A 21,875-nucleotide genomic window follows, 5' to 3' on the forward strand; every position below is an offset into this window, starting at 1 on the left:
CTCTCTTAATATGAACGCACTTTAGGCGGGAATGCTTCCCTAAGCTTAGGCGCCATATTCACTTCACGTTTAAGCATTTTATCAGTGTTCGGATCGTAGATGCTGTGGCATAACCAGTTGTCATCATCACGTTCCGGGAAGTCGAAGCGGCTATGAGCACCACGGCTTTCCGTTCTGAAGTTCGCTGCTACTGCTGTGCTGTACGCAGTTTCCATTAGGTTATCAAGCTCTAAACATTCAATACGTTGAGTGTTGAAGTCTGAACTCTTGTCGTCAAGGCGTGCATGCTTAAGACGCTCGCGAATTTCGCTAAGCTCTTTAAGACCTTCCGCCATGGCTTCACCTTCACGGAATACTGAGAAGTTAAGCTGCATGCATTCTTGCAAGTCTTTCTTAATTTGAACAGGGTCTTCGCCCTTTCCTTTCTCTGAATTTTCCCAACGGTTGAAACGTGTCATTGAGGCTTCAAGATCAGACTCAGACGCGTCGCGTGTTGGTGCCATTTCAGATAATGTCTTACCAAGATGTAAGCCAGTCGCACGACCAAATACAACAAGGTCAAGTAGTGAGTTACCGCCAAGGCGGTTTGCGCCGTGTACCGATACACATGCAATTTCACCACATGCGAATAGACCGTTAACTACCTTATCATTACCGTTTTCATCAACAGTTAGACATTGGCCATCAACGTTGGTAGGAATACCACCCATCATATAGTGACAAGTAGGAATTACTGGGATCGGCTCTTTAACTGGGTCAACGTGTGCAAATGTACGCGATAATTCAAGAATACCTGGTAGACGAGATTCAAGAACGTCTTTACCAAGGTGGTCAAGCTTAAGCTTAATGTGAGTACCCCACGGGCCTTCACAACCGCGTCCTTCACGAATTTCCGTCATCATTGAACGTGCAACAACGTCACGACCCGCTAGGTCTTTCGCGTTAGGTGCATAACGTTCCATGAAGCGTTCGCCGTCTTTATTTAGAAGGTAACCACCTTCACCACGACAACCTTCTGTTACCAATGTACCTGCGCCAGCAATACCCGTTGGGTGGAACTGCCACATCTCCATATCCTGAACCGCTACACCTGCGCGTAGCGCCATACCAACACCGTCACCGGTATTGATGTGCGCGTTTGTCGTTGAAGCGTAGATACGACCGGCACCACCAGTTGCAAGAACAACTGCGCGCGACTTAAAGTAAACTACTTCGCCAGTTTCAATGTCGATTGCTGTACAACCTACAACGTCACCGTCTTGGTTTTTCACTAGATCTAGTGCGTACCACTCAGAGAATACTTTGGTTTTGTTCTTTACGTTTTGTTGATAAAGAAGGTGAAGTAGTGCGTGACCTGTACGGTCCGCCGCAGCTGCCGTACGAGCGCCCTGCTCGCCACCAAAGTTTCTTGACTGACCGCCGAATGGACGCTGGTAGATTTTACCATTCTCGAAACGAGAGAAAGGTAGACCCATATTCTCCATTTCGATAATAGCTTCTGGACCAGTTTTACACATGTACTCGATGGCGTCTTGGTCACCAATATAATCTGACCCCTTTACGGTGTCATACATGTGCCATTCCCAGTTGTCTTCATGTGAATTACCTAGTGCTACGGTAATACCACCCTGTGCAGACACAGTATGAGAACGGGTTGGAAATACTTTAGACAACAGCGCGCATGATTTACCAGATTCTGAAATCTGTAGTGCTGCGCGCATACCTGCACCGCCTGCACCAATTACAACTGCATCAAACTCGTGAACGGGTAAACTCATTTTACACTCCCCACAGTACAAATAGGCCAACAGCTACATAGCCGAACGCGATGATATTTAGAATATATTGTAGTCCTGCGCGCAGACCTGTTGCTTTAACATAGTCTGTTAGCACCTGCCATAGGCCGATGCGCACGTGGATCATCACTGCTACTAGTGCTGCCAATGTGAAAACTTTCATAGCTAGGCCAGAGAATAACCCTCGCCATTCGACAAATGTCAGGTTATCGGTAGTTATAAAGAACCACGCCATGAAAACCGAGTACGCGAAAATAATTGCTGCTGTAGCGCGAAGTGAAACGTAATCTTGTACGCCGTCACGCTTAATGCTTGCTTGGTTGGTTACCATAATGCAACTCCCAATACTACGGTCAGTACAACCCAAAGTGCGATTACTGCTTTAGCACTTGTGTTGCCCGACTCTAATTCTTCCCAGTGACCTAAATCCATAACAACGTGTCTTAGGCCGCCTAGAATGTGATACGTCAGCGCTGAGGCTGTGCCAATTGCGACAAATTTTCCAAGGAAACCGTCCATGATTGCTTGAACGTTCGCGAAACCTTCAGGCGAATGAACAGAAACTGCCCATGCCCAAATAACAAAAAGAAGCGCGAAGAACATTGCAACACCGGTTACACGGTGGAGAATTGACGAAATAGCAGAGGGCGGAAATTTAATAGTATTGAGTTCTAAATTTACTGGTCTTTGCTTTTTCACAATGTATGCCTGTTTAATCCGTAGGGGATAATGAATTTCTTACCTTTATTATGTCCTGAGTAAGTGAATTCGATTTTTAACCTGTTAATTGCCTCATCCAATGAGTTGTTAACAATTTGTGAATTATTCTTTAATGCCTGTAACAGAATAAATATTCTGTTTCCGAAGCACCGCTGAGTATATCCAGCGTAGTATATAATTACAATTTTTTGTGCCGTAGTAAGACTTTAGTCGCTATAAACACTTTTGTGATAATTATTTTGCTAAAAAAGAGATCAAAATTGTACGCAACTCGTTATTACAAGTGCAATTACAGTAGTTCTGAGTTTATCAGTAGCGAAATAGAATAACTATGCATATCAACAAGAAATTAAGCACTTTTAATCTGTAAGCGTAATTATTCTGCATCAAAAGGTTACTTTTTAAACGAAGCTGTTAATATATTTATGAATCGGTGGTTTACCTTTAACAAAAAGCCATTGATAATTGCACTGTATCGGGCAAAGTGATTTACCAATGAGTTAATTGAACGTTACTTAATTGCTAGCATTTTTTTAAGCAATTCAGAATATTTATTGTTCAAATATGCAATTAAATTGACTTGGTGGTGCATAATAAAGTACAAATACGCCCACTTTTCCCACCGAAGCGGATATTTTCGTCCGTTTTCGCTGCAAACAGAACCATTCTGAGGAGAGCATTTTATGGCAGATCAGAAAGCCATTCTTAAAGCCGGCGGTAAGGAAATCGAGCTTCCTATCTTGTCTGGCACTGAAGGACAAGATGTAATCGATGTCCGTACGTTAGGCCAACACGGTTATTTCACGTACGACCCAGGTTTTATGGCGACAGGATCTTGCGAGTCTTCAATTACCTACATTGATGGCGCTCAAGGTGTGTTATTACACCGCGGTTTCCCTATTGAAGAATTAGCGCGTGACGCAGACTACTTAGAAGTTTGTCACATGCTTCTTCACGGTGATGCACCAACAAAAGAACAGTACGAAGAATTCAAAGAGACGATTACTCGTCACACCATGGTACATGAACAAATTAACATGTTCTTCCACGGTTTCCGCAACGACGCGCACCCTATGGCTATGCTATGCGGTACCGTTGGCGCTATGTCTTCGTTCTATCACAGTGATTTAGACGTTTCTAATGAAGAGCAGCGCATTCGCAGCGCACACCGTCTAATCGCTAAGATGCCAACGCTTGTTGCTATGTGCTACAAGTACAACATCGGTCAACCATTCGTTTACCCACGTAATGACCTTAGCTACGCAGCTAACTTCCTGAACATGATGTTTTCTGTTCCTGCAGAAGAGTATCAAATCAGCCCAGCTGTTGAGCGCGCGATGGACCGTATCTTTACTCTTCATGCTGACCACGAGCAAAATGCTTCAACGTCTACCGTTCGTCTTGCTGGTTCATCTGGTGCAAACCCATATGCATGTATTGCTGCAGGTGTTGCATCACTTTGGGGCCCTGCTCACGGCGGCGCCAACGAAGCGTGTCTGAACATGCTTGAAGAAATCGGTACTGTAGACCGCATTCCAGAGTTTATTGCTCGTGCAAAAGACAAGAGCGACCCGTTCCGTCTTATGGGCTTTGGTCACCGCGTTTACAAAAACCACGACCCTCGTGCCACAGTAATGCGTGAAAGCTGCCACGAAGTACTAAGCGAACTTAACGTTAAAGATCCACTACTTGAAGTAGCAATGGAACTTGAAAAAATTGCGTTGAGCGACCCGTACTTCGCAGAGAAGAAATTGTTCCCTAACGTAGATTTCTACTCAGGTATCGTTCTTAAGGCAATTGGTATTCCTACCAACATGTTTACGTGTATCTTCGCTCTGTCTCGTACAGTAGGCTGGATTTCACACTGGCATGAAATGATGAGCGACCCTAAACAGAAGATCGGTCGTCCTCGTCAGCTTTACACTGGCCACAGCCAGCGTAAGTACACGCCGATTAAGTAATTATTCAGGTAACACTGAACTAAGTATTACGCTTAATAGTAAAAATAGCGCCTTCATGGCGCTATTTTTGTTTATACAACTATCGTCAAGGAACATCCATGCCCTATTCTGCGGTTTTTTTAGGTATCGCCGGTCTTATTCCTTTTCTAGCAATGCCACTAGCCTATCAGCTTAATTTGTTATCACTAACGCAAAGTGCTGTTTACTTTGTGCAGTACTCAGCTGTGTTGTTATCTTTCTTTGGAGGTATTCATTGGTGGGACGCAGTAAGTAACCAACGCTATGGCAAGCAAATGCTTATCGCAATGTTGCCAACAATTGTAGGGTGGCTGTGTTTAGTATTCTCACATGATGTAAAAGCTTTTGGCGTATTGTCACTTAGCTACGTTGCAATATTAATCTATGACAAGTTCACGCTAAGCCTTCCTAAAGAGCAGATTGTCAGTTATATCAGTTTGCGTATGGGCTTGACTAGCGTTGTGGTTATCTGTCACGCCTGGATGATTTATTTACTGGTATAGGTACCGTATAGATGTCGCATGTGTGCTCGGAAACGGCCAATTTACCGTTACGCATAACCAGCAAATGAAACCTTTAAGCCACTGATAGTATTATCAATTCCACCAATTTCTTCACAAGTAAAAAAGGCGATAATAATGAAGCATTATTATCGCCTTAGTTCTTTTACCTTACAGTATTTTCAGAAGCGCAAGGTAATTATTCAGCGCGTATAAGTGAAAGTAACTCTTCTGTTTTTTGTTCCATCAGCGCGATGTCGCCTTTGCTTTCAACATTCAATCGGATAACTGGTTCAGTGTTCGATTTACGCAAGTTGAAGCGCCATGTATCGAATTCTAATCCTAATCCGTCAGTTGTGTCGATAACGGTCGCGAGAGGTTGATACTTACTGGTTACACGTTCAAGTGCCGCGTCAGCATCTTTAAGTTTACTGTTAATTTCGCCTGATGATGGGAACGCCTGAATACGTTCTTTTACCATACTTGCGAGCGTTTGTTTTTTCACACATACCAATTCAGCAATTAATAACCAAGGGATCATGCCCGAGTCACAGTAGGCAAAATCTCTAAAGTAGTGATGCGCGCTCATTTCTCCGCCGTAAACGGCGTCTTCTTTACGCATACGTTCTTTAATAAACGCATGGCCTGTTTTAGATTTAATCGGTGTACCGCCTGCATTCGCTACGATATCTTCTGTGTTCCAGTACACGCGTGGGTCATAAATGATTTTGCTGTCGGCATTTTTCTCGATAAAAGCTTCAGCAAGCAAGCCAACAATGTAATAACCTTCAATAAATTCACCGTCTGCATCAAACAAGAAGCAGCGGTCGAAGTCACCATCCCATGCAATACCGAAATCAGCACCTGATGATTTAACCGCGTCAGCTGTGTCTGCACGATTTTCAGGTAAAAGAGGGTTTGGTATACCATTTGGAAAAGTGCCATCTGCGTTGTGATGTACTTTAATGAATTCAATCGGTACACCCTGCACTTTCATTTCTTTCTCAATTGCGTCAAGTGCAGGCCCAGCCGCACCGTTACCGGCATTAACCACTACCTTTAAAGGCGTAAAATTACTCAGATTGACATAAGATAGCATGTGCGAAACATAGTCCGTCATGCACGATTTCACAGTGTATTTATCGCTTTGTGAAAGCTTTACTTCATCTACATGAGCAGTACCGTTGAAAAACGCATCAGCGTCAATCTTAACGCCATTCGTATAATGCCCTAACCTCTCAAAGCTGTCCTCTAACGCTTCTGCTTTTTCTTTAATCGCGTTAAGGCCTGTGTCTCCGCTGATAGGCACAGAGCCTGCTTTCACCAGTTTCATACCGTTATAGTTGATAGGGTTGTGACTAGCAGTTACTTCAATACCACCGTCAACGCCAAGATGTTTGGTAGCAAAGTAAATTTCTTCGGTTCCTGCCATGCCAATGTCGGTAACAGTAGCTCCAGCATCGATAAGACCTGCGCTTAACGCAAGTTTCAGCGGAGTAGAAGTAAGACGTACATCGCTGCCAACAACAACAGTCTTTGCTGCAAGCTCTTGCGCAAAAGCATAACCAATTCGGTAAGCTACCTCTTCAGTTAACTGTGAATTCAATTCGCCACGGATATCGTACGCTTTAAAGCAGGTAATTGGGGTCGCCATTTGGATAGAAATTCCCTGTGTTTTAACTATTTATGATTACATTACCGCCTCTTACGACCTAAAGGGGCATACCGCCCTTTATATTTATCGCAAAAGAGAAGAAAACATGTATTTAACGATACTGGTATTAAATCATTAGGAAGAGTGAAATACTATTTCAATTTGAATAACACAGCGTTTGCCTATCACCTTGTTAATCAGTGAACCTAAAGCGAAAGTTCAAAGTGGGTACTGTTATACAGAACACCTTGATGCTGATACTTGCGATAAAAACATAGTGTAGGATTAAAGCCACTTTTTATAAGTACTTTTTCAGAAGCAGGATTGTTATCCATGACTTCAGCACAAAGCGTTGTGATGCCCATGCTTTTGGCCTCATCTATCAAAAATAAAACGCAGCGAGAAGCTATGCCCTTACCGCATTCTTTTTCGGCAACTCTATAGCCAATTTCCGCCCTGTTGCCTTGTCTATTTTTGATATTAGCACGGGCTACGACCTGGTTGTTTCGCTGCCTGTCAACAAGCACATAGCCCCATGCTCTTTTCTGTTGTTTTAAGTAGCGAAACTCACTAACGTGATTGCCAACACCATCTATTGAATAAAACGCCGCCTCTCTTGGTGCTATAGACATTTCAAAATAGCGTTTATTAATACGCTCAAATTCTAAAAGTGTTAGCACGTGTTTTTCGGCGACGCTTTCAAAATGCATTGGCAGTGCTACTCCTTGCTGAACCTAATGAAGAGGAATTGATTAAAAGCCCAGTCTAATCACAGTCCACATAGATAATTACCCATAGTCGAATCAAAACAGGCAAACCTTTTATCTACTTTGCTAATGAACCGCTTTGGTAATCGTTAAATGCCTGAACAATTTCCTGCTGAGTGTTCATTACAAAAGGTCCATATTGGACCACAGGCTCTTCAATAGGTTTACCTGAGACCACTATAAACTTACAACCCGTATCAGCGGATACAGATAGCTGCTTGCCACTTTGTGACAAAACACCCAGCTCTCCCTGCGACACAATTGTTTCTTTGCTAAGTTCGTCGCTATTAATGACCACGATTCCCTCATACACATAAATAAAGGCAGCTTCATCCGAACCCAGTGCAATTTCCGAACTCCCGCTTCGTAGTGCAACGTCTAAAAAAGTAGGAGCAACCGCCGTTGTTTTCACAGGCCCTTTCACACCGTCAATTTCACCCGCTAACACTTTGATTACTGCATCTTGAATGTGTACTGTCGGAACACTATCTGGCTGTATGTCTTGATAGTTCGGCGTTGACATTTTCTCTTCGGCCGGAAGATTCACCCACAGCTGAAAGCCTTGTAACAAGCCCTCCTCCTGCTCAGGCATTTCTTCATGTATTATGCCTCGACCCGCATTCATCCATTGAATGCCACCAGCATCAATAACTCCCTCATTGCCTACAGAGTCTTTATGGCGCATTTTTCCTGCAAGCATATAAGTAACTGTCTGAAAACCACGGTGAGGATGTGGTGGAAAACCAGCAATGTATTCACCTGGATTATCTGAACCAAAAAAATCCAACATTAAAAAGGGATCGAGGCGAGGTAGATCAGGTTGTCCGATAATACGAGTAAGCGACACCCCCGCGCCATCACTTGTTGGCATACCTGTAACCACTTTCTCTATCGATTTTAGTTCACTCACTTCCACTGACATAATGTGTATCTACCTTTAATCTTAGCCTTCACTATCTTTTACGAGCTTCACGTTTAGCTTTTTGTATTACCGATCTTGGGTGCTTCAACGTCCCATTTTATCGCGACCGTGAGGCGACATAAGATCTTGCTCTGGCCCGACGGGGATTACCTGGGTTGGATTTATCATAGTGTGGCTGTAGTAATAGTGCCTTTTGATATGATCGAAGTTCACTGTTTCTGCAACACCCGGTACTTGATAAAGCTCTTTCATATACCCGTAAATATTTGGATAGTCCGCAATCTGCTTTTTGTTGCATTTAAAATGCCCATGATAAACAGCGTCAAAGCGAATGAGCGTAGTAAATAAACGCCAGTCAGCTTCTGTAATTTGATTGCCAACTAAGTAACGCTGTTTACTCAACCTTTCCTCAACCCTGTCAAGCGAGTCAAACAATGCAGTAACTGCCTCTTCATAGGCCTCTTGCGTTGTAGCAAATCCAGCTTTGTACACGCCATTATTTATGTCGTGATATACCATGTTATTGATGGTATCGATTTCTTCGCGTAACGCTTCTGGGTAATAATCGTCGTCATTATTAGTAAGTGAGTTAAACCCACTATTAAAAATACGAATAATCTCCGCAGATTCGTTATTCACGATGGTTTCGGTTTGTTTATCCCAAAGGATTGGAACAGTGACACGAGTGGTTATCTCAGGTTCTGCCTTAGTATAAATTTGATGCGCATAATCAAAGTTATAAAGCTTATCTCCCGTTGATCCTGGATAATCTTTAAACTCCCAGCCTTGATCAAGCATCTCAGGGTGTACCACCGAAACATCAATATGCGCCTCCAATCCCTTTAACTTTCTAAATATGAGCGCTCTGTGTGCCCAAGGACAAGCTAACGAAACATAAAGGTGATAGCGGTCTGACTCAGCTGGGAAAGTTGCTTCGCCGCTTTTGTTAATTGTGTCACGAAACTTAGATGCTTGACGTTCGAATTTGCCACCGCTTTTACTGGTGTCATACCATTTATCTTGCCACTTCCCATCAACGAGTAAGCCCATACGCGCTCCCTTTTTAATATATCACTAAACAGTGGTTTCATTTAAACATGTAATGGGTAGAACGTATGTTGCTTAAAATCGGATTTATTATTCGAAAAAACTGGAGTGTATTGATCTTTAGTGTTCACTTTTGAGATGATGCGCGCCCTGCTAGCGTGTTTGTACGTTTTAACGTTAGCACACGCCTTTGTTAGTTTATTTTTTAAGTGAAGTGAAACATGTCTGATGATCCACGTTTAGGCGGTATTGTGCGTTTGTATGGCGCACAGCAAACTAATAATTTAGCCAACAGTCATGTGGCTGTAGTCGGCATTGGCGGTGTGGGAAGTTGGACTGCAGAAGCACTAGCTCGTTCGGGCATTGGCACTATAACCCTTATTGATTTAGACGATGTTTGCGTAACTAATACAAATCGTCAAATTCACGCGCTTTCCAATACCATAGGAGAAGCAAAGGTCGACGCCATTGCATCGAGAATTCACTTGATAAATCCTGCTTGCAAAGTGAATTGTATTGAGGATTTTGTCACTCCAGAAAATACGGCCACGCTTTTAACCAAAGAAATGCACGCTGTAGTCGATGCCACTGACAGTATTCGCGCTAAAGCGGCGATGATAGCTCACTGTAAACGCAACAAAATTCCCATTGTTACGGTTGGCGGTGCGGGCGGTCAGATAGACCCAACTCAAGTCACTAAAGGCGATTTAGCTAAAACAACACAAGACCCCCTAGCAGCTAAGCTACGCAGTGAGCTTAGACGTAACTATAATTTTAGTAAAAACCCAAAACGCCGCTTCGGGGTCGAATGTATTTATTCTACAGAGCAATTGCGCTATCCACAGCCAGACGGTTCGGTTTGCTACAATAAGTCTGCGATGGAAGGCGGTACACGACTAGACTGTGCAGGCGGGTTTGGTGCTGTAGTAACGGTAACCGCCACATTTGGTATGTTCGCTGCTGCAAGTGTAATTAATAGATTAACTGGACAAAAATAGACTTTGGCCGATAACTTGCGCACAATAGTCAAAAACTTATAACACCTTGTCTTAACGACTTTTTAAGCGTTAGCGTGTTATAACAAAAGTATCGGTGAGAAGGAGAACAACATGTCACCTGATGAACTCAATAAATTAATGGCAGATTGCGCGAAGGACGCTGTGGTAACAGCAGCTGATGAGTTCGATATTGTACTCGACCACTCACCCGCTAGCGTAGCACTGGTGGACGACATTTTACTTAGTTTCGTAGATAAATATCACGATTTAGCGTTAGAAGATGAAGCTGTCTTCACTATTTGCAATATCTTCGGCGCTTATGTCGGCGAAATTTTAAAAGCACAGTTAGATGGCGAGTGGGTTTACGATCAGTCTAATCCAAAAACGCCAGCCGTATTTTTGAAGGTTGGTGAAAATACCTACGCATTAGCAGGTATTTGCTATGAACGGCTGGTCAATGACAGTCAAATAAGCGTTAATTCTTATTATGAACAAGCGCTGGGCAATCACTTAGGTAGTCACTAAATGTCTATCGGCCTTGTAGTTAATCAACTTCCAGTATAATTAAGTTGCACGGCTGCTGGCTCTCTCGGATGACGCTTCTCTCGGTTAACGCATCTTTCGGTATTAGCTCTGGGGAACCATACTTTCAGGGATTGGGCGTCTCCCAATCCTCTACCATCCACTTCAAGTGGCGACTCTTGGAAATAGCATATAAAGCTATGCTGTAAAAAACGATTTTCACGCCCGTAATAGTTTCAAACCCCCAGTGATGGTGCATTGTGTAATATAGCTGAACGCTTAAGAGTGCCAGTACACCCAACTGAGCCAGTGGTATAACCCATTTTCGCCAAGCTAAATACTCTTTTTTCCACAAACGTTCACGCTGACTAACTAAAACCAAAGCCATTAACACGGGTAAACTGGCTGCTAGCCCTAAACCCAAGCTTTCTTTTTGCGGGTAAAAAAATGCGAGTAGTTCACTGGTTTGAGTACGAGAAGCTAGAGAAAATATAAACGCTAACCAATCTATGCAAAGAAGAATAAGCACGCTATAGAGCCAACGTGGCGGTAGTATTCTCCCTGACTCATCATAAAAAGCTAGCGGTAATTTGAGCATATTTTCACTTCTATGTTTGCAACTTTGAATCTTCAGAACACCATAAGTCCTGATGTTATTTATCTCTAAGAAGTGACTAAAGTGGGGGTAGACAACGCTTTTTTAAACCTTCTTGTTGTTGCTTTAACCGTATAATCTGTCGCTTTTAATTTTCATACCCCCCAAAAACGTTTTCCGACGCGCTACTCTAAGTATGCGCTAACAACTTATATCGTTAACGCTAAACATATATACTGCGTCTACGCGGGTTTTCCTGTATAATCCGCGGCCATTTTAAGCTCAGTCATTTTCCAGGTGATATTTTAGATGACAGTAGAAACGTTTAATCCAAACAAAGTAGTAAATAAAACCACCACGCTAGAAACGCCAGTGAAGGTATTAAGTGAAGACAAACCTTCGCAGCAAAGCAATGGCAGCAGAATTGGTTTTGTTAGCTTAGGTTGCCCTAAGAACTTAGTTGATTCTGAGCGTATTCTTACTCAACTTCGCACCGAGGGTTATGACGTCGTCCCTACCTATAACGATGCTGATCTCGTTATCGTTAATACGTGTGGCTTCATTGATGCGGCAGTTGAAGAGTCGCTAGATACCATCGGTGAAGCACTTAAAGAAAACGGTAAAGTTATCGTGACTGGCTGCCTAGGTGTTAAAGAGGACGAAATTAGAGAGCTTCACCCGAACGTGTTAGCGATTACCGGCCCTCATGCCTACGAAACGGTAGTGGAACAAGTACACGATCATCTTCCAAAACCACAGCACAACCCGTTTGAAGACCTCATTCCTGACCATGGTGTAAAATTAACGCCGCGTCACTATGCGTACCTGAAAATTTCAGAAGGATGTAACCACCGTTGCACGTTCTGCATTATCCCTTCTATGCGTGGCGACCTTGTCAGCCGCCCAGTGGGCAACGTGCTTGATGAAGCCAAGCGTCTAAAAGAAGCGGGCGTGAAAGAATTATTGGTTATTTCACAAGATACAAGCGCTTATGGTGTTGATGTTAAGCACAGAACGGGGTTCTGGAACGGCATGCCTGTTAAAGCACACATGCAGCAACTGTGTGAAAAGCTTGGTGAAATGGGTATTTGGGTCCGTTTACACTATGTATACCCCTACCCACACGTTGATGACCTAATACCGCTAATGAACGAAGGAAAAATTCTTCCATACTTGGATATTCCCTTCCAACACGCCAATAAACGCATCCTCAAATTAATGAAGCGTCCAGGCAGTGCCGAACGCGTTCTTGAACGTGTTAAGAAATGGCGCGAGCAGTGCCCATCGCTTGTCATTCGTTCCACATTTATTGTTGGCTTTCCGGGCGAAACAGAAGAAGAGTTTGAAGAACTATTGGATTTCCTTCGTGAGGCCCAGCTTGATCGCGTTGGCGCATTTGCATATTCACCCGTTGAAGGAGCAAGAGCAAACGACCTGCCTGACCCAGTACCAGAAGATATAAAACAAGCGCGCCTTGCGCGCTTTATGGAAGTACAGGGTGAGATAAGCCAAGCTCGTTTACAAGCTAGAATCGGTAACGAATATCAAGTTGTTATTGACAGTGTCGATGCAGAAGGAGCAGTTGGTCGTACTTACGCAGATGCGCCAGAAGTTGACGGCCTGGTTCACTTAAACGGTGTTTATGACGTAAAACCGGGCGATCGTGTATGGGCTGAAGTTATTCACGCTAACGAACACGACGTGTGGGCTGTACTGTCTGAAGATCAAGATGAAGAAGACGAAGGCACTGATTCCGTGCTGTAACTTCCGGTTCAAAAGCGGTCTCTACTAACAACTCATTTATTCGTTACTTCTGTTACCCTATCGGCTAATTGCCAGTCGATAGGGTTTTATGTATAAAGCGGCTTATACACAATTAAATAAGTAACACAATCAACGCCATCTTCTGTGGTACGTAAATAAAATATGGCAACGTTCCCCTACTCCAAATCGAAACATGTATCTCACTACATCTTGTCGTTTAGGATATTACTCATTTTGACCAGTGTGTTCAGTCCTAGTGCACTTGCCAACACAGAGTGTAAAGCTTTACGAACCGCGGGAGCACAGCAGTGGTTTCCTTACGCCTTTAACGAGTTTGATGGAAAATTAAAAGCCACGGGGATAGCGTTTGACGTTTTAACGCTATTATCGCAGGATTTGGGCGTCACACTAAAAATAGAAACCGGATTACCATGGAAACGCATTGAATCTAAACTCGACGCGGGTGAACTTGATATTCTGGCGGGAAACTATTGGAACGAAGCCCGAAGTCGAAAGTGGCTTATCACCGCATCATTCGCAACAGATGAGGTATACCTTGTGCTCTCGCCCTCATTGGTGCAAACACGAGGTACTGAAATTTCGCTTAACGCACTAACGCAATATATTGGTGTAATGCCACGAGGTATAAGCTTAGGTGAAAAGTTTGATAGCATTAGGTCAAACTTGAAAATTATCGAAGTTAAAGATCACGACAAGATGTATGAAATGATACGTCGTCATCGTGCTGACTACGCTGTTTCACCACAAAGCGCAGCACTAAGCCACTTGAACGCACCAGAGAACGATGGCATGCAATTGAGTCAGTCGGCTATATCATCAAACAATGTACATTTTGCTATCTCTGCCAAATCAAAATGTGCGTCGCTATTCCCAGAGTTTAATGATGCCCTTAGCGCTCGTTTGAAGGACGGGTCTATTGAACAGATTATTAACACATATAATTTAACGCGGTAGCAATCTACGACTCAATACAAAAACATAGTTGAAAGGTAAAATAGAAAAATTAAAGGCTAAGATAAAAGAGCGCTTAGTTATAAGCACTCTTTTATTTTAATTCGTTTACGTTTAAGTTCGTGGGAAGCTAGCAATGAGCTTACCAAGGCAATACTTCACCATTTGAATGTATAAAGCGACCGGCGTTAGATACATTTAGCTCATCTATTCTTTGCGACAAACGTTCGGCGCACGTATCAGCGTCGATATCCCCTGCTCCATTTACCATTTCAGTCTGCACGAATCCAGGGTGGAAGATACCTACGGCAATTCCTTGAGGCTTTAAGTCATTGGCCATAGAAACACCCGCTGCATTTAGCGCAGCTTTAGACATTCGATAGCCGTAATAACCGCCTGAACCATTGTCAGCCATTGACCCCATGCGACTGGTGATTAACGCAATTTTACTGTACTGCGCCATTGCAGGCAGCAGTGTTTGAGTAACAAGAAGTGGGCCCATCGCATTAACGCGAAACTGGTAGTCGATAGTGTTTGGGTCCCAGTCATCAAGACTTTCACGTCCAAGTACACCAGCATTGTTGATGAGCAAATCAATGTTGATATCCATTAAAGGAGCAAGTTTTTCAGCCAATGTCTCAGGCTGAGATACATCCACACCTTTGATAATGGTCACACCTGCACTGTTTAACTCATCACAGCTATTACGACATGTGGCATAAACCTTTGCGCCACGTGCTTTATATTGCTTGGTAAGCGCAAGGCCTATGCCTCTATTGCCACCGGTAATTACTACGTTCATAACGGTTCCCTTGTTACAATGTGTATGCTTTAAAAAGGTTTCATTAACCTTTCACAAGAACTGGCTGATTCGTTAGGGTTTATCGCTCAATACTAATAAGTCCTAAGCCCTATTTCTGCACTCATTTCTCGTTATTTTATAGTCTTCAAAAGCCGTTCTAGATCTTCTGGTGTATCAATTCCAACCGGAGGTGGCGCTATCGCAACTTCACAGTGAATTTTATCGCCATACCATATAGCACGTAGCTGTTCTAATGACTCTATCTGTTCGAGCGAACTAGGTGCATACGCCACATATTGCTTAATGTATTGAGCGCGGTAGGCATAAATACCTATGTGGCGTTTGTACAGCGACGTGTTTGCAGATTGTGGGTTCGCCATCATATGATCCCGTTCAAAGGGAATGGGAGAACGCGAGAAGTAGATTGACTCTCCCTTTTCATTCACCAATACCTTTACGATATTTGGATTAAATACGTCTTCAACACTTTCGATTGGCGTAGACAGTGTAGCCATTTGACACTGAGGCGCATTAGCAAGGTTGTCGGCAACCTGTCTGATATTTTCTGCAGGTATAAAGGGTTCGTCACCCTGTACATTCACCACGATAGTAGCGCTGTCAATGCCTTCTTTTTCGACAACCTCAGCAATACGCTCTGTTCCCGATTGATGATTAACTGACGTCATACAGACTTTGGCAAAACCAGCCACTACGTTTTGAATGCGCTCATCGTCGGTTGCCACTATGATGGTATCGGCGCCAGCCTCCTTAGCACGCTCGACGACGTGTTGAATCATTGGTTTACCGCCTATTAACGCTAAAGGTTTGCCTGGAAAACGGCTTGAGCCATACCGAGCGGGTATCACAACTGTAAATGACATAACTTTTATTTGCCCCTACTTACCACTTAACTAAACGTTTTATTAGCGCGTTGCGTCTACTTCGTCTAACGACAATGCAGTTGCTTTACTTTCGATAAGTACAGGGATGCCATCTTTAATATCAAAAGCCAACCTGTCGAATCGGCAAATTAACTGAGTGCTGTCTTCACTAAGTACTAATTTTCCCTTACACACTGGGCAAGCCAAAACTTCTAAAAGCTTCTTATCAAAGGCCATTGTTATTATTCCTGTCCGTTTTGGTGAATCTTTAAACCTGCTTTGGCAAGTTTTACGTTTACTAAATTAAAAAAATCTGGCGCCAAATGAGCAGTAACGGGTAAAAACCAGCAATCGTCGTGGGCGAAGGATGCCGCTTTTACCGCATCTTTTTCCGTCATTAACACTCTGCCATTGGGTATATCTGAAGGCGTTATAGCATGATGATCAGCCAATGGAGTGGCAGAAGAAAGTTGAATACCCATTTCTCTAAGTTGAGAAAAAAAGCGCTGGGGAGAACCGATACCAGCAATTGCGCTGCACGGCACTTTTTTAATCTCTTCAAGCGTTGTGGTTTTCACTCTGTTAGCCACAGAGGTAAAATCCCCTGCGACTAACGTCATCAAATATTGAGGCGCTACGGCATTATTGAATGTTGGCATTGAACGGCTATTATGGATTACCGCATCAACGGTATTTAAACGCCATTGCCCTTCACGTAGTGGCCCCATTGGTAACAAAAAGCCGCTTCCCACTTTTCTGTCATCCATTACCACAACTTCAACATCGCGATGAAGCGCGTAATGCTGAAGGCCATCATCACAGATAATTAAATCACATTGCAACTCGTCACCTAAGTAAGCGGCTCCGCGCGCACGCACTGGGTCGATAACTACATCACACTGGCTTCTTATAGCTAATAAGCGGGGCTCGTCGCCTACTTCAGAAGCATCATCCTCGCCGTTAACTAATCGAGGATAAAACGGTGACTTAGCGCCATACCCGCGACTTAAAATACCAACCTTTGCGCCTTGTTTTTGATAGTAATCGGCTAGCGCCAATACGACCGGAGTTTTACCGTTTCCACCTACCGAAATATTGCCAACTACAATAACAGGCGCACTCGCTTTGTAAGCTTTTTTAAGGCCTACCTTGAATAATAAACGTCGAAGTGCTGAGACAAAGTAAAACAACAGCGCAAGCGGTGAGAGAAGCCACACTAATGGATGGCCATAATACCATTTATCGTGCTTGGTTTTACTTTGCAATTGACTCACTTAGCCTCACCAAATTGCAGTGCGTGCAGCTGTGCGTAATGACCGCCTTTTTCAAGTAACTCATTGTGTTTGCCTTTCTCTAGAATGCGGCCTTGCTCAACCACCATAATGCAGTCTGCATTTTCGATGGTAGACAACCGGTGCGCCACAACAATACTGGTACAACGTTTTTGCAGCGTTTCCAGCGCATCTTGAATTAAGCGCTCAGACTCAGTATCAAGGGCAGAAGTCGCTTCGTCCAAAATCAAAATGGGTGCTTCGGCAAGGATGGCCCGAGCAATAGCAATACGCTGTCGCTGACCACCCGATAGCATTAGGCCATTTTCACCGATGACCGTATCTAAACCATCAGGTAGATTCGATAAGAACTCTTCAACATGCGCCATCTTAGCGGCATTCTCAATGTCTTTTCGAGATACATTCTCGCGCGCGCCATAGGCGATATTATTTGCAATAGAATCGTTAAATAGCGTCACATTTTGTGAAACGACAGCAAACTGAGCTCGCAGGTTTTTCAAATCAACGTCGTTAAGCGGCTTGCCGTCTAGACGTATTTCACCTTCTTGCGGTACGTAAAAGCGCGTGAGTAACGATGAGATGGTCGATTTACCACTTCCCGAACGCCCTACCAAAGCAATCGACTGCCCTGGGTTAGCGGTAAAGCTCACATTAGATAACGCGGGCGTCTGTTTTCCTGGATAAGAGAACGTAACGTCGTCGAATTCAATTTTTCCTATTGCGCGCTCTACTTTGGTTTTCCCTTTATCTTCTTCGTCTGCCTCATCGAGAATTTCAAAAATACTGGCGCAGGCTGCCATACCTTTTTGGAATTGGTTGTTAATGGTAGTGAGCTGTTTTAGAGGCTTCAGCAGCATTACCATGCAAAATACGACGTTGATAAATACACCAGCAGTTAGCTTTTCTAGCATGCCCGGCGTACTGGCTATAAACAGAACAACAGCAAGCGCTATTGATGCAATAACCTGAATTGACGATACGCTTAATATAGAGGTCACATGAAGCTTCATCGACTGCTGGCGATTGTGATTATTTTTCTGTTTAAAGCGCTTCTGCTCTATTTCTTGGCCGCCAAACATGATCACAACTTTGTGACCTTTTACCGCCTGCTCTACTGACGACGTAAGGTTGCCCATTGATTTTTGTATGCTTTTACTAACGATGCGAAAACGTTTACTGACAATAGATACAACCACCGCAACGATTGGGCCAATCAAAAGAAAAATAAGTGAAAGCTGCCATGAGTAATAGAACATAACACATAGCAAACCAATAACCAGCGCGCCTTCTCTGACAAGCGTTAACAAAGCTTTACCAGAAGCGTTAGCTACTTGCTCAGTATCATAAGTGACCTTACTTATAAGCCCGCCAACTGCATGATTATCGTGAAATGACACGGGTAAATGGATGTATTTATCGAACAGCTGTTGGCGCATGCGCATAACAACTTGGGCACCAATCCAGTTTAATGTATAGCTGCCTAAGAAATTAAACACGCCGCGCAATAGGAACAATGGAACTATGGCGTACGCAGCCATCCGAAGATAATCTTTATCGTTATTACCTAGGGACTCATCAATCATTGGCTGTAGCTGTGAAAATACAAAAGTATCTACCGCGGAATAACCAATCATACCGATAATGGCAAACACAAAAGGCACTTTGTACGCTTTCAGATACTGTAAAAAGCGCTTAATTTGATAATCCGAGTTGTCGGCTTGTTGCATGTAGTTTTTTTAACCTGTTTAAAACGTTAACGAAAACGCGTTAAGAGTATTGTACTCGTTCTCACTCTAATTCACTAATATAGAGGCAAAATTGGTTAGTCTGCCAACTAACTGAACAATGTGTGGTCACTTCACTATAATACCAACCCTCATAGGTAATTGCCCTACCAGAAGGCGCTGGCAAGGTTTCTAGCAAAGCGTGGGAATGCAGGAATGGCTTTTTACTATTTACAGGGTGTTGAAGTACCAGCTTTTGAGGTGCCGGCTTTTGAAGTGCTAGTTATTGATGAGCTAGGGTTGTGCTTCTAAATGTCGCGGGTTAATGCCTCTCAAATACCAGCGCTTATGCAAAGTATATCGCTGGGTATCTATGTGATAACTGCCCTGGGTAAACGTTGCCCTAGCATAGCCGTGGTAACTGGTTAAATACTGCTTTACTTTATGATACTTGTATCGCCTAGCCACTTCACTTGCTGGAAACTGCCAGCGATTCTCGAAACCTTGGGTAAAGATCACAGCCCTTGGTGCAACATGCTCTATAAAGACATCAGTAGATGAGGTCTTACTACCGTGATGGGGCGCAATAAGAATATCAGCACTTAAATTTGAAAAGCTTGGTATTAACGCGCTTTCTTTTGCTGAAATCTCTTGTATTTCACGTGTGATCAGGGCGTACTCGCTCGCCTTTTCAATATCACCGGGTATAAGAACGCTGCCAGACTGACCAGAAACTTTAACCACACAGGACATGGCATTATTGTCTTGCTTATTGCCCTTTGGCGGCCATAAAAATTCGACGGTCAAATTCTGCCAATAAACACGCTTGCCTCTCTCGCATCCCGCGGTAGGCGAATGAAAGCTGGCGTGTGCTGCCAAACTATGAAGTTTAACCGCAGATAAACCTCCCGCGTGGTCGTTATCACTATGTGTATGAATAACAACATCGATGCTTGAAACATGTGTACCTTCCAGAAATGGAAGCAGGTGTGCGGTCGCGGTGCGAGCAATACCCTCAAACTGAGCACCAGAATCAATAATGATTGCTCTACTCCCTCTTGTAATAGCGATCGCGCTAGCTTGGCCAGCATCAAAAACGTGAAGGGTCCAAGGCTCCTCATTAACGGGTGACCATTTTTGAATGAAACTAAAAAAAGGTATGGACAAAATTAGGATACATACTTTTTTGTAGCGCCATGCAGGCAACAGAAAAATAACAACAGCAGCAAGCAAACAGAGCGTAGCGCCATTACCCTGGTGAACATCAACTGCACTTAATGAAAAGCCACTAAGCAGGTTTAGAAATGACAATAAATACCCCAAACAGGTATCACTTGTTTGAAATAGTGCGCTTGCCAATTCTTGGACTGTGCCGAAATGAATAAAATGAAGCAGCAATAGAGAGAGTAAACAAACGGGCAGCAACAAAGTTATAACGGGTAAGGCAATCAAGTTTGCTATTAGCGCAATAATACTTGCACTATCAAACCAGATGAGTGTTAGCGGCATCATTATAAGCGTTAGCGCTATTTGCAGCTTTATTAGCGACACATACCAAGGTGAGCGCTGTAGCCCCCATGTGGTCACTAAAAACCAAATACACACCACTGCACCTACGCTTAAGTAAAAGCTTGCACTTAACATAGAAAGCGGGAAAAGCAGCAAACTTAACGCCAGCATAGCTAACGCAATATTTATTGGCCTCCATGCATTACGTGAAAGCGACAATACGCAGCCAATAGCTACAAGAACCCAGGCTCGCACAACGGGCAAGGCACTTCCGCTTAACAGCGCATAAAAAAAACAAATAACTACAAGCAAGCAAAGCACTATGGTTCTAATCGGCGCTTTAACAGTTAATAACTTTAAACGTCGATTAGTTTTGCTCTCTCGATTTACTGTCTTTAATTCTAGGCTTGTTATGCTGGCTAAGAAGTAATGCACACTACCGAATATATCGACAACGTGTCTAAGTATGAAAATTATCGGGTTAAAAGCTAACAAGCATACCCCGGCAATAAGTGATAAGTGCATACCGGATATACTAAATATGTGCCCGGTACCTGTGCGTTGTAACAGCGCCCAGTTGTCTTTTGTAAACCCAGTCTTATCGCCAAGCAGTAGCGCCCGCCACCAATTGAGGTTATTGAGATTCTGCGCTTCTAGCATTGTCGAAAGGTCATAGCGCAACGAATGCTCATGCGTGGTTTTATCGTGCTCTATAGATTTAATATATCCAGTGACATGAATAAACTGACTAACCAGCTGCTGCTGGCGGCTTGCTCCAACGGGATTGGCCGTACCGTATGCAGGCTTAAGTTTAACAACCGCTGTAAACGTGTCGCCATTGTGCAAACATTTAAGTCCGACAGACTTTTCTGACGCTTGCGATGTGACGTGCTGCTTTACATCATCTAAACCACGTTGTGAGCGTTGCACTCGCTCAACATTGTCACTTAAATACTTGTATTGCTTGTGAGCAAGGCGAGCTCTAAAGTTGAAAGCGTAAGATAAAACAGCATTCAGGGGTTTTGGCACTGCGCCATCATCTAAAAATGTTGCGACGCTCTCGCCATTTACCGACGTAATGCTTACTACATAATGAAAAGCGGCCTCTGAGTTATTACTTTTATTAGAAACACATCCCTGCGATAAAACTCGCCCCGATATTGTGACATCTTGTTGAATTTTACCCTTGGGCAGTTGCCAAGCGTAGTAAAAATGCCCTACACTCGCCACCCACAGTACGCCGAGTATTAAGCCGCTCACTGCACAACATAGCTGTACATCAAAAATGGTCTTATTGGACCTAGGTTTTTTTAAAGAAAACAGTAAGATGACAACAATAGCTATCACCAATATGGCAATCATCAATGCCATGGTGTGGGTACTTGGAAGTTTTTGCCATAAAACCGCACTTATTGCGCCAACGCAAAAACA

The 21,875-nt window shown here is 43.5% G+C and carries 20 protein-coding genes; 6 read left to right on the forward strand and 14 right to left on the reverse strand.

The window, feature by feature from the left end:
• Window positions 1–5: 5 nt before the first annotated feature.
• From sdhA to sdhC, 3 genes are read right to left on the reverse strand one after another with little or no spacing between them, the layout of a single operon-like run.
• Window positions 6–1,778, reverse strand: coding sequence for a succinate dehydrogenase flavoprotein subunit (gene sdhA / locus ACYTPF_RS00315; RefSeq protein ID WP_118494940.1), 1,773 nt, complete (start codon window positions 1,776–1,778; stop codon window positions 6–8).
• A 1-nt stretch (window position 1,779) separates the two neighbouring features.
• Window positions 1,780–2,127 carry a succinate dehydrogenase, hydrophobic membrane anchor protein gene (gene sdhD / locus ACYTPF_RS00320; RefSeq protein WP_269917142.1) on the reverse strand — a complete coding sequence of 116 codons (348 nt, stop codon included), beginning with the start codon at window positions 2,125–2,127 and terminating at the stop codon, window positions 1,780–1,782.
• Window positions 2,121–2,495: a succinate dehydrogenase, cytochrome b556 subunit gene (gene sdhC, locus ACYTPF_RS00325; RefSeq protein WP_071814724.1), complete on the reverse strand. Its 375-nt coding sequence runs from the start codon at window positions 2,493–2,495 to the stop codon at window positions 2,121–2,123. Before sdhC ends, sdhD begins: the two co-directional genes overlap by 7 nt.
• 704 nt (window positions 2,496–3,199) lie before the next feature.
• Here sdhC and ACYTPF_RS00330 point away from each other — a divergent pair.
• Entirely contained in the window at window positions 3,200–4,477 is a 1,278-nt protein-coding gene (locus tag ACYTPF_RS00330) for a citrate synthase (RefSeq protein WP_461850791.1), read from the forward strand.
• 98 nt (window positions 4,478–4,575) lie between these two features.
• Complete coding sequence (locus tag ACYTPF_RS00335; protein WP_461850792.1) at window positions 4,576–4,998, forward strand: DUF3429 domain-containing protein; 423 nt, start codon at window positions 4,576–4,578, stop codon at window positions 4,996–4,998.
• A gap of 196 nt (window positions 4,999–5,194) precedes the next feature.
• On the opposite strand, the gene ACYTPF_RS00340 is transcribed toward ACYTPF_RS00335, so the two are convergent.
• From ACYTPF_RS00340 to ACYTPF_RS00355, 4 genes are all read right to left on the reverse strand, one after another.
• Window positions 5,195–6,649: a phosphohexomutase domain-containing protein gene (locus tag ACYTPF_RS00340; protein ID WP_461850793.1), complete on the reverse strand. Its 1,455-nt coding sequence runs from the start codon at window positions 6,647–6,649 to the stop codon at window positions 5,195–5,197.
• A 206-nt stretch (window positions 6,650–6,855) separates the two neighbouring features.
• The gene (locus ACYTPF_RS00345) at window positions 6,856–7,359 is read right to left on the reverse strand and encodes a GNAT family N-acetyltransferase (RefSeq protein WP_461850794.1); all 504 of its coding nucleotides are present in this window, start codon (window positions 7,357–7,359) and stop codon (window positions 6,856–6,858) included.
• Window positions 7,360–7,474: 115 nt separating this feature from the next.
• On the reverse strand, window positions 7,475–8,338 hold the full coding sequence (locus ACYTPF_RS00350) for a pirin family protein (protein ID WP_461850795.1): 864 nt from the start codon (window positions 8,336–8,338) through the stop codon (window positions 7,475–7,477).
• 84 nt (window positions 8,339–8,422) lie between these two features.
• Window positions 8,423–9,388, reverse strand: coding sequence for a glutathione S-transferase family protein (locus ACYTPF_RS00355; protein WP_461850796.1), 966 nt, complete (start codon window positions 9,386–9,388; stop codon window positions 8,423–8,425).
• A gap of 218 nt (window positions 9,389–9,606) precedes the next feature.
• On the opposite strand from ACYTPF_RS00355, the gene tcdA reads away from it, so the two are divergent.
• Together tcdA and ACYTPF_RS00365 are read left to right on the forward strand one after the other, a co-directional pair.
• The gene (gene tcdA, locus ACYTPF_RS00360; RefSeq protein WP_014949437.1) at window positions 9,607–10,383 is read left to right on the forward strand and encodes a tRNA cyclic N6-threonylcarbamoyladenosine(37) synthase TcdA; all 777 of its coding nucleotides are present in this window, start codon (window positions 9,607–9,609) and stop codon (window positions 10,381–10,383) included.
• A 111-nt stretch (window positions 10,384–10,494) separates the two neighbouring features.
• Window positions 10,495–10,908, forward strand: a complete 414-nt coding sequence (locus ACYTPF_RS00365) for a hypothetical protein (RefSeq protein WP_461850797.1) — start codon at window positions 10,495–10,497, stop codon at window positions 10,906–10,908.
• A gap of 124 nt (window positions 10,909–11,032) precedes the next feature.
• Here the strand turns inward: ACYTPF_RS00365 and ACYTPF_RS00370 are convergent, their stop codons facing one another.
• Complete coding sequence (locus tag ACYTPF_RS00370) at window positions 11,033–11,503, reverse strand: DUF2919 family protein (protein WP_461850798.1); 471 nt, start codon at window positions 11,501–11,503, stop codon at window positions 11,033–11,035.
• Window positions 11,504–11,809: 306 nt separating this feature from the next.
• Here ACYTPF_RS00370 and rimO point away from each other — a divergent pair, with 306 nt between their 5' ends.
• Both rimO and ACYTPF_RS00380 read left to right on the forward strand, forming a co-directional pair.
• Window positions 11,810–13,264, forward strand: a complete 1,455-nt coding sequence (gene rimO, locus ACYTPF_RS00375) for a 30S ribosomal protein S12 methylthiotransferase RimO (protein ID WP_461850799.1) — start codon at window positions 11,810–11,812, stop codon at window positions 13,262–13,264.
• Window positions 13,265–13,426: 162 nt separating this feature from the next.
• On the forward strand, window positions 13,427–14,239 hold the full coding sequence (locus ACYTPF_RS00380) for a substrate-binding periplasmic protein (protein ID WP_461850800.1): 813 nt from the start codon (window positions 13,427–13,429) through the stop codon (window positions 14,237–14,239).
• 139 nt (window positions 14,240–14,378) lie between these two features.
• Here ACYTPF_RS00380 and ACYTPF_RS00385 read toward each other — a convergent pair whose 3' ends face one another.
• The 6 genes from ACYTPF_RS00385 to ACYTPF_RS00410 all read right to left on the reverse strand — a co-directional run bounded on the left by ACYTPF_RS00385 (window position 14,379) and on the right by ACYTPF_RS00410 (window position 21,815).
• Window positions 14,379–15,038 (reverse strand): SDR family oxidoreductase, encoded by a 660-nt coding sequence (locus ACYTPF_RS00385; RefSeq protein ID WP_461850801.1) that lies wholly within the window; start codon window positions 15,036–15,038, stop codon window positions 14,379–14,381.
• A gap of 131 nt (window positions 15,039–15,169) precedes the next feature.
• Complete coding sequence (gene kdsB, locus ACYTPF_RS00390; protein ID WP_179983382.1) at window positions 15,170–15,919, reverse strand: 3-deoxy-manno-octulosonate cytidylyltransferase; 750 nt, start codon at window positions 15,917–15,919, stop codon at window positions 15,170–15,172.
• Window positions 15,920–15,961: 42 nt separating this feature from the next.
• Window positions 15,962–16,156: a Trm112 family protein gene (locus ACYTPF_RS00395; protein ID WP_461850802.1), complete on the reverse strand. Its 195-nt coding sequence runs from the start codon at window positions 16,154–16,156 to the stop codon at window positions 15,962–15,964.
• 5 nt (window positions 16,157–16,161) lie between these two features.
• Window positions 16,162–17,193, reverse strand: a complete 1,032-nt coding sequence (lpxK, locus tag ACYTPF_RS00400) for a tetraacyldisaccharide 4'-kinase (RefSeq protein WP_461850803.1) — start codon at window positions 17,191–17,193, stop codon at window positions 16,162–16,164.
• On the reverse strand, window positions 17,190–18,938 hold the full coding sequence (gene msbA / locus ACYTPF_RS00405) for a lipid A export permease/ATP-binding protein MsbA (RefSeq protein ID WP_461850804.1): 1,749 nt from the start codon (window positions 18,936–18,938) through the stop codon (window positions 17,190–17,192). The genes lpxK and msbA overlap by 4 nt, the downstream gene beginning before the upstream one ends.
• Before the next feature lie 291 nt (window positions 18,939–19,229).
• The gene (locus tag ACYTPF_RS00410) at window positions 19,230–21,815 is read right to left on the reverse strand and encodes a DNA internalization-related competence protein ComEC/Rec2 (RefSeq protein ID WP_461850805.1); all 2,586 of its coding nucleotides are present in this window, start codon (window positions 21,813–21,815) and stop codon (window positions 19,230–19,232) included.
• Window positions 21,816–21,875: the final 60 nt, after the last annotated feature.

The sequence above is a fragment of the Alteromonas sp. HB246098 genome, assembly GCF_054890645.1.

Excerpts from the sequence above, each read along its gene's own strand:
- sdhA (WP_118494940.1), bottom strand. The coding sequence starts at position 1,778 with ATGAGTTTACCCGTTCACGAGTTTGATGCAGTTGTAATTGGTGCAGGC.
- sdhD (WP_269917142.1), bottom strand. The coding sequence starts at position 2,127 with ATGGTAACCAACCAAGCAAGCATTAAGCGTGACGGCGTACAAGATTAC.
- ACYTPF_RS00330 (WP_461850791.1), top strand. The coding sequence starts at position 3,200 with ATGGCAGATCAGAAAGCCATTCTTAAAGCCGGCGGTAAGGAAATCGAG.
- ACYTPF_RS00335 (WP_461850792.1), top strand. The coding sequence starts at position 4,576 with ATGCCCTATTCTGCGGTTTTTTTAGGTATCGCCGGTCTTATTCCTTTT.
- ACYTPF_RS00340 (WP_461850793.1), bottom strand. The coding sequence starts at position 6,649 with ATGGCGACCCCAATTACCTGCTTTAAAGCGTACGATATCCGTGGCGAA.
- ACYTPF_RS00345 (WP_461850794.1), bottom strand. The coding sequence starts at position 7,359 with ATGCATTTTGAAAGCGTCGCCGAAAAACACGTGCTAACACTTTTAGAA.
- ACYTPF_RS00350 (WP_461850795.1), bottom strand. The coding sequence starts at position 8,338 with ATGTCAGTGGAAGTGAGTGAACTAAAATCGATAGAGAAAGTGGTTACA.
- ACYTPF_RS00355 (WP_461850796.1), bottom strand. The coding sequence starts at position 9,388 with ATGGGCTTACTCGTTGATGGGAAGTGGCAAGATAAATGGTATGACACC.
- tcdA (WP_014949437.1), top strand. The coding sequence starts at position 9,607 with ATGTCTGATGATCCACGTTTAGGCGGTATTGTGCGTTTGTATGGCGCA.
- ACYTPF_RS00365 (WP_461850797.1), top strand. The coding sequence starts at position 10,495 with ATGTCACCTGATGAACTCAATAAATTAATGGCAGATTGCGCGAAGGAC.
- ACYTPF_RS00370 (WP_461850798.1), bottom strand. The coding sequence starts at position 11,503 with ATGCTCAAATTACCGCTAGCTTTTTATGATGAGTCAGGGAGAATACTA.
- rimO (WP_461850799.1), top strand. The coding sequence starts at position 11,810 with ATGACAGTAGAAACGTTTAATCCAAACAAAGTAGTAAATAAAACCACC.
- ACYTPF_RS00380 (WP_461850800.1), top strand. The coding sequence starts at position 13,427 with ATGGCAACGTTCCCCTACTCCAAATCGAAACATGTATCTCACTACATC.
- ACYTPF_RS00385 (WP_461850801.1), bottom strand. The coding sequence starts at position 15,038 with ATGAACGTAGTAATTACCGGTGGCAATAGAGGCATAGGCCTTGCGCTT.
- kdsB (WP_179983382.1), bottom strand. The coding sequence starts at position 15,919 with ATGTCATTTACAGTTGTGATACCCGCTCGGTATGGCTCAAGCCGTTTT.
- ACYTPF_RS00395 (WP_461850802.1), bottom strand. The coding sequence starts at position 16,156 with ATGGCCTTTGATAAGAAGCTTTTAGAAGTTTTGGCTTGCCCAGTGTGT.
- msbA (WP_461850804.1), bottom strand. The coding sequence starts at position 18,938 with ATGCAACAAGCCGACAACTCGGATTATCAAATTAAGCGCTTTTTACAG.
- ACYTPF_RS00410 (WP_461850805.1), bottom strand. The coding sequence starts at position 21,815 with ATGGCATTGATGATTGCCATATTGGTGATAGCTATTGTTGTCATCTTA.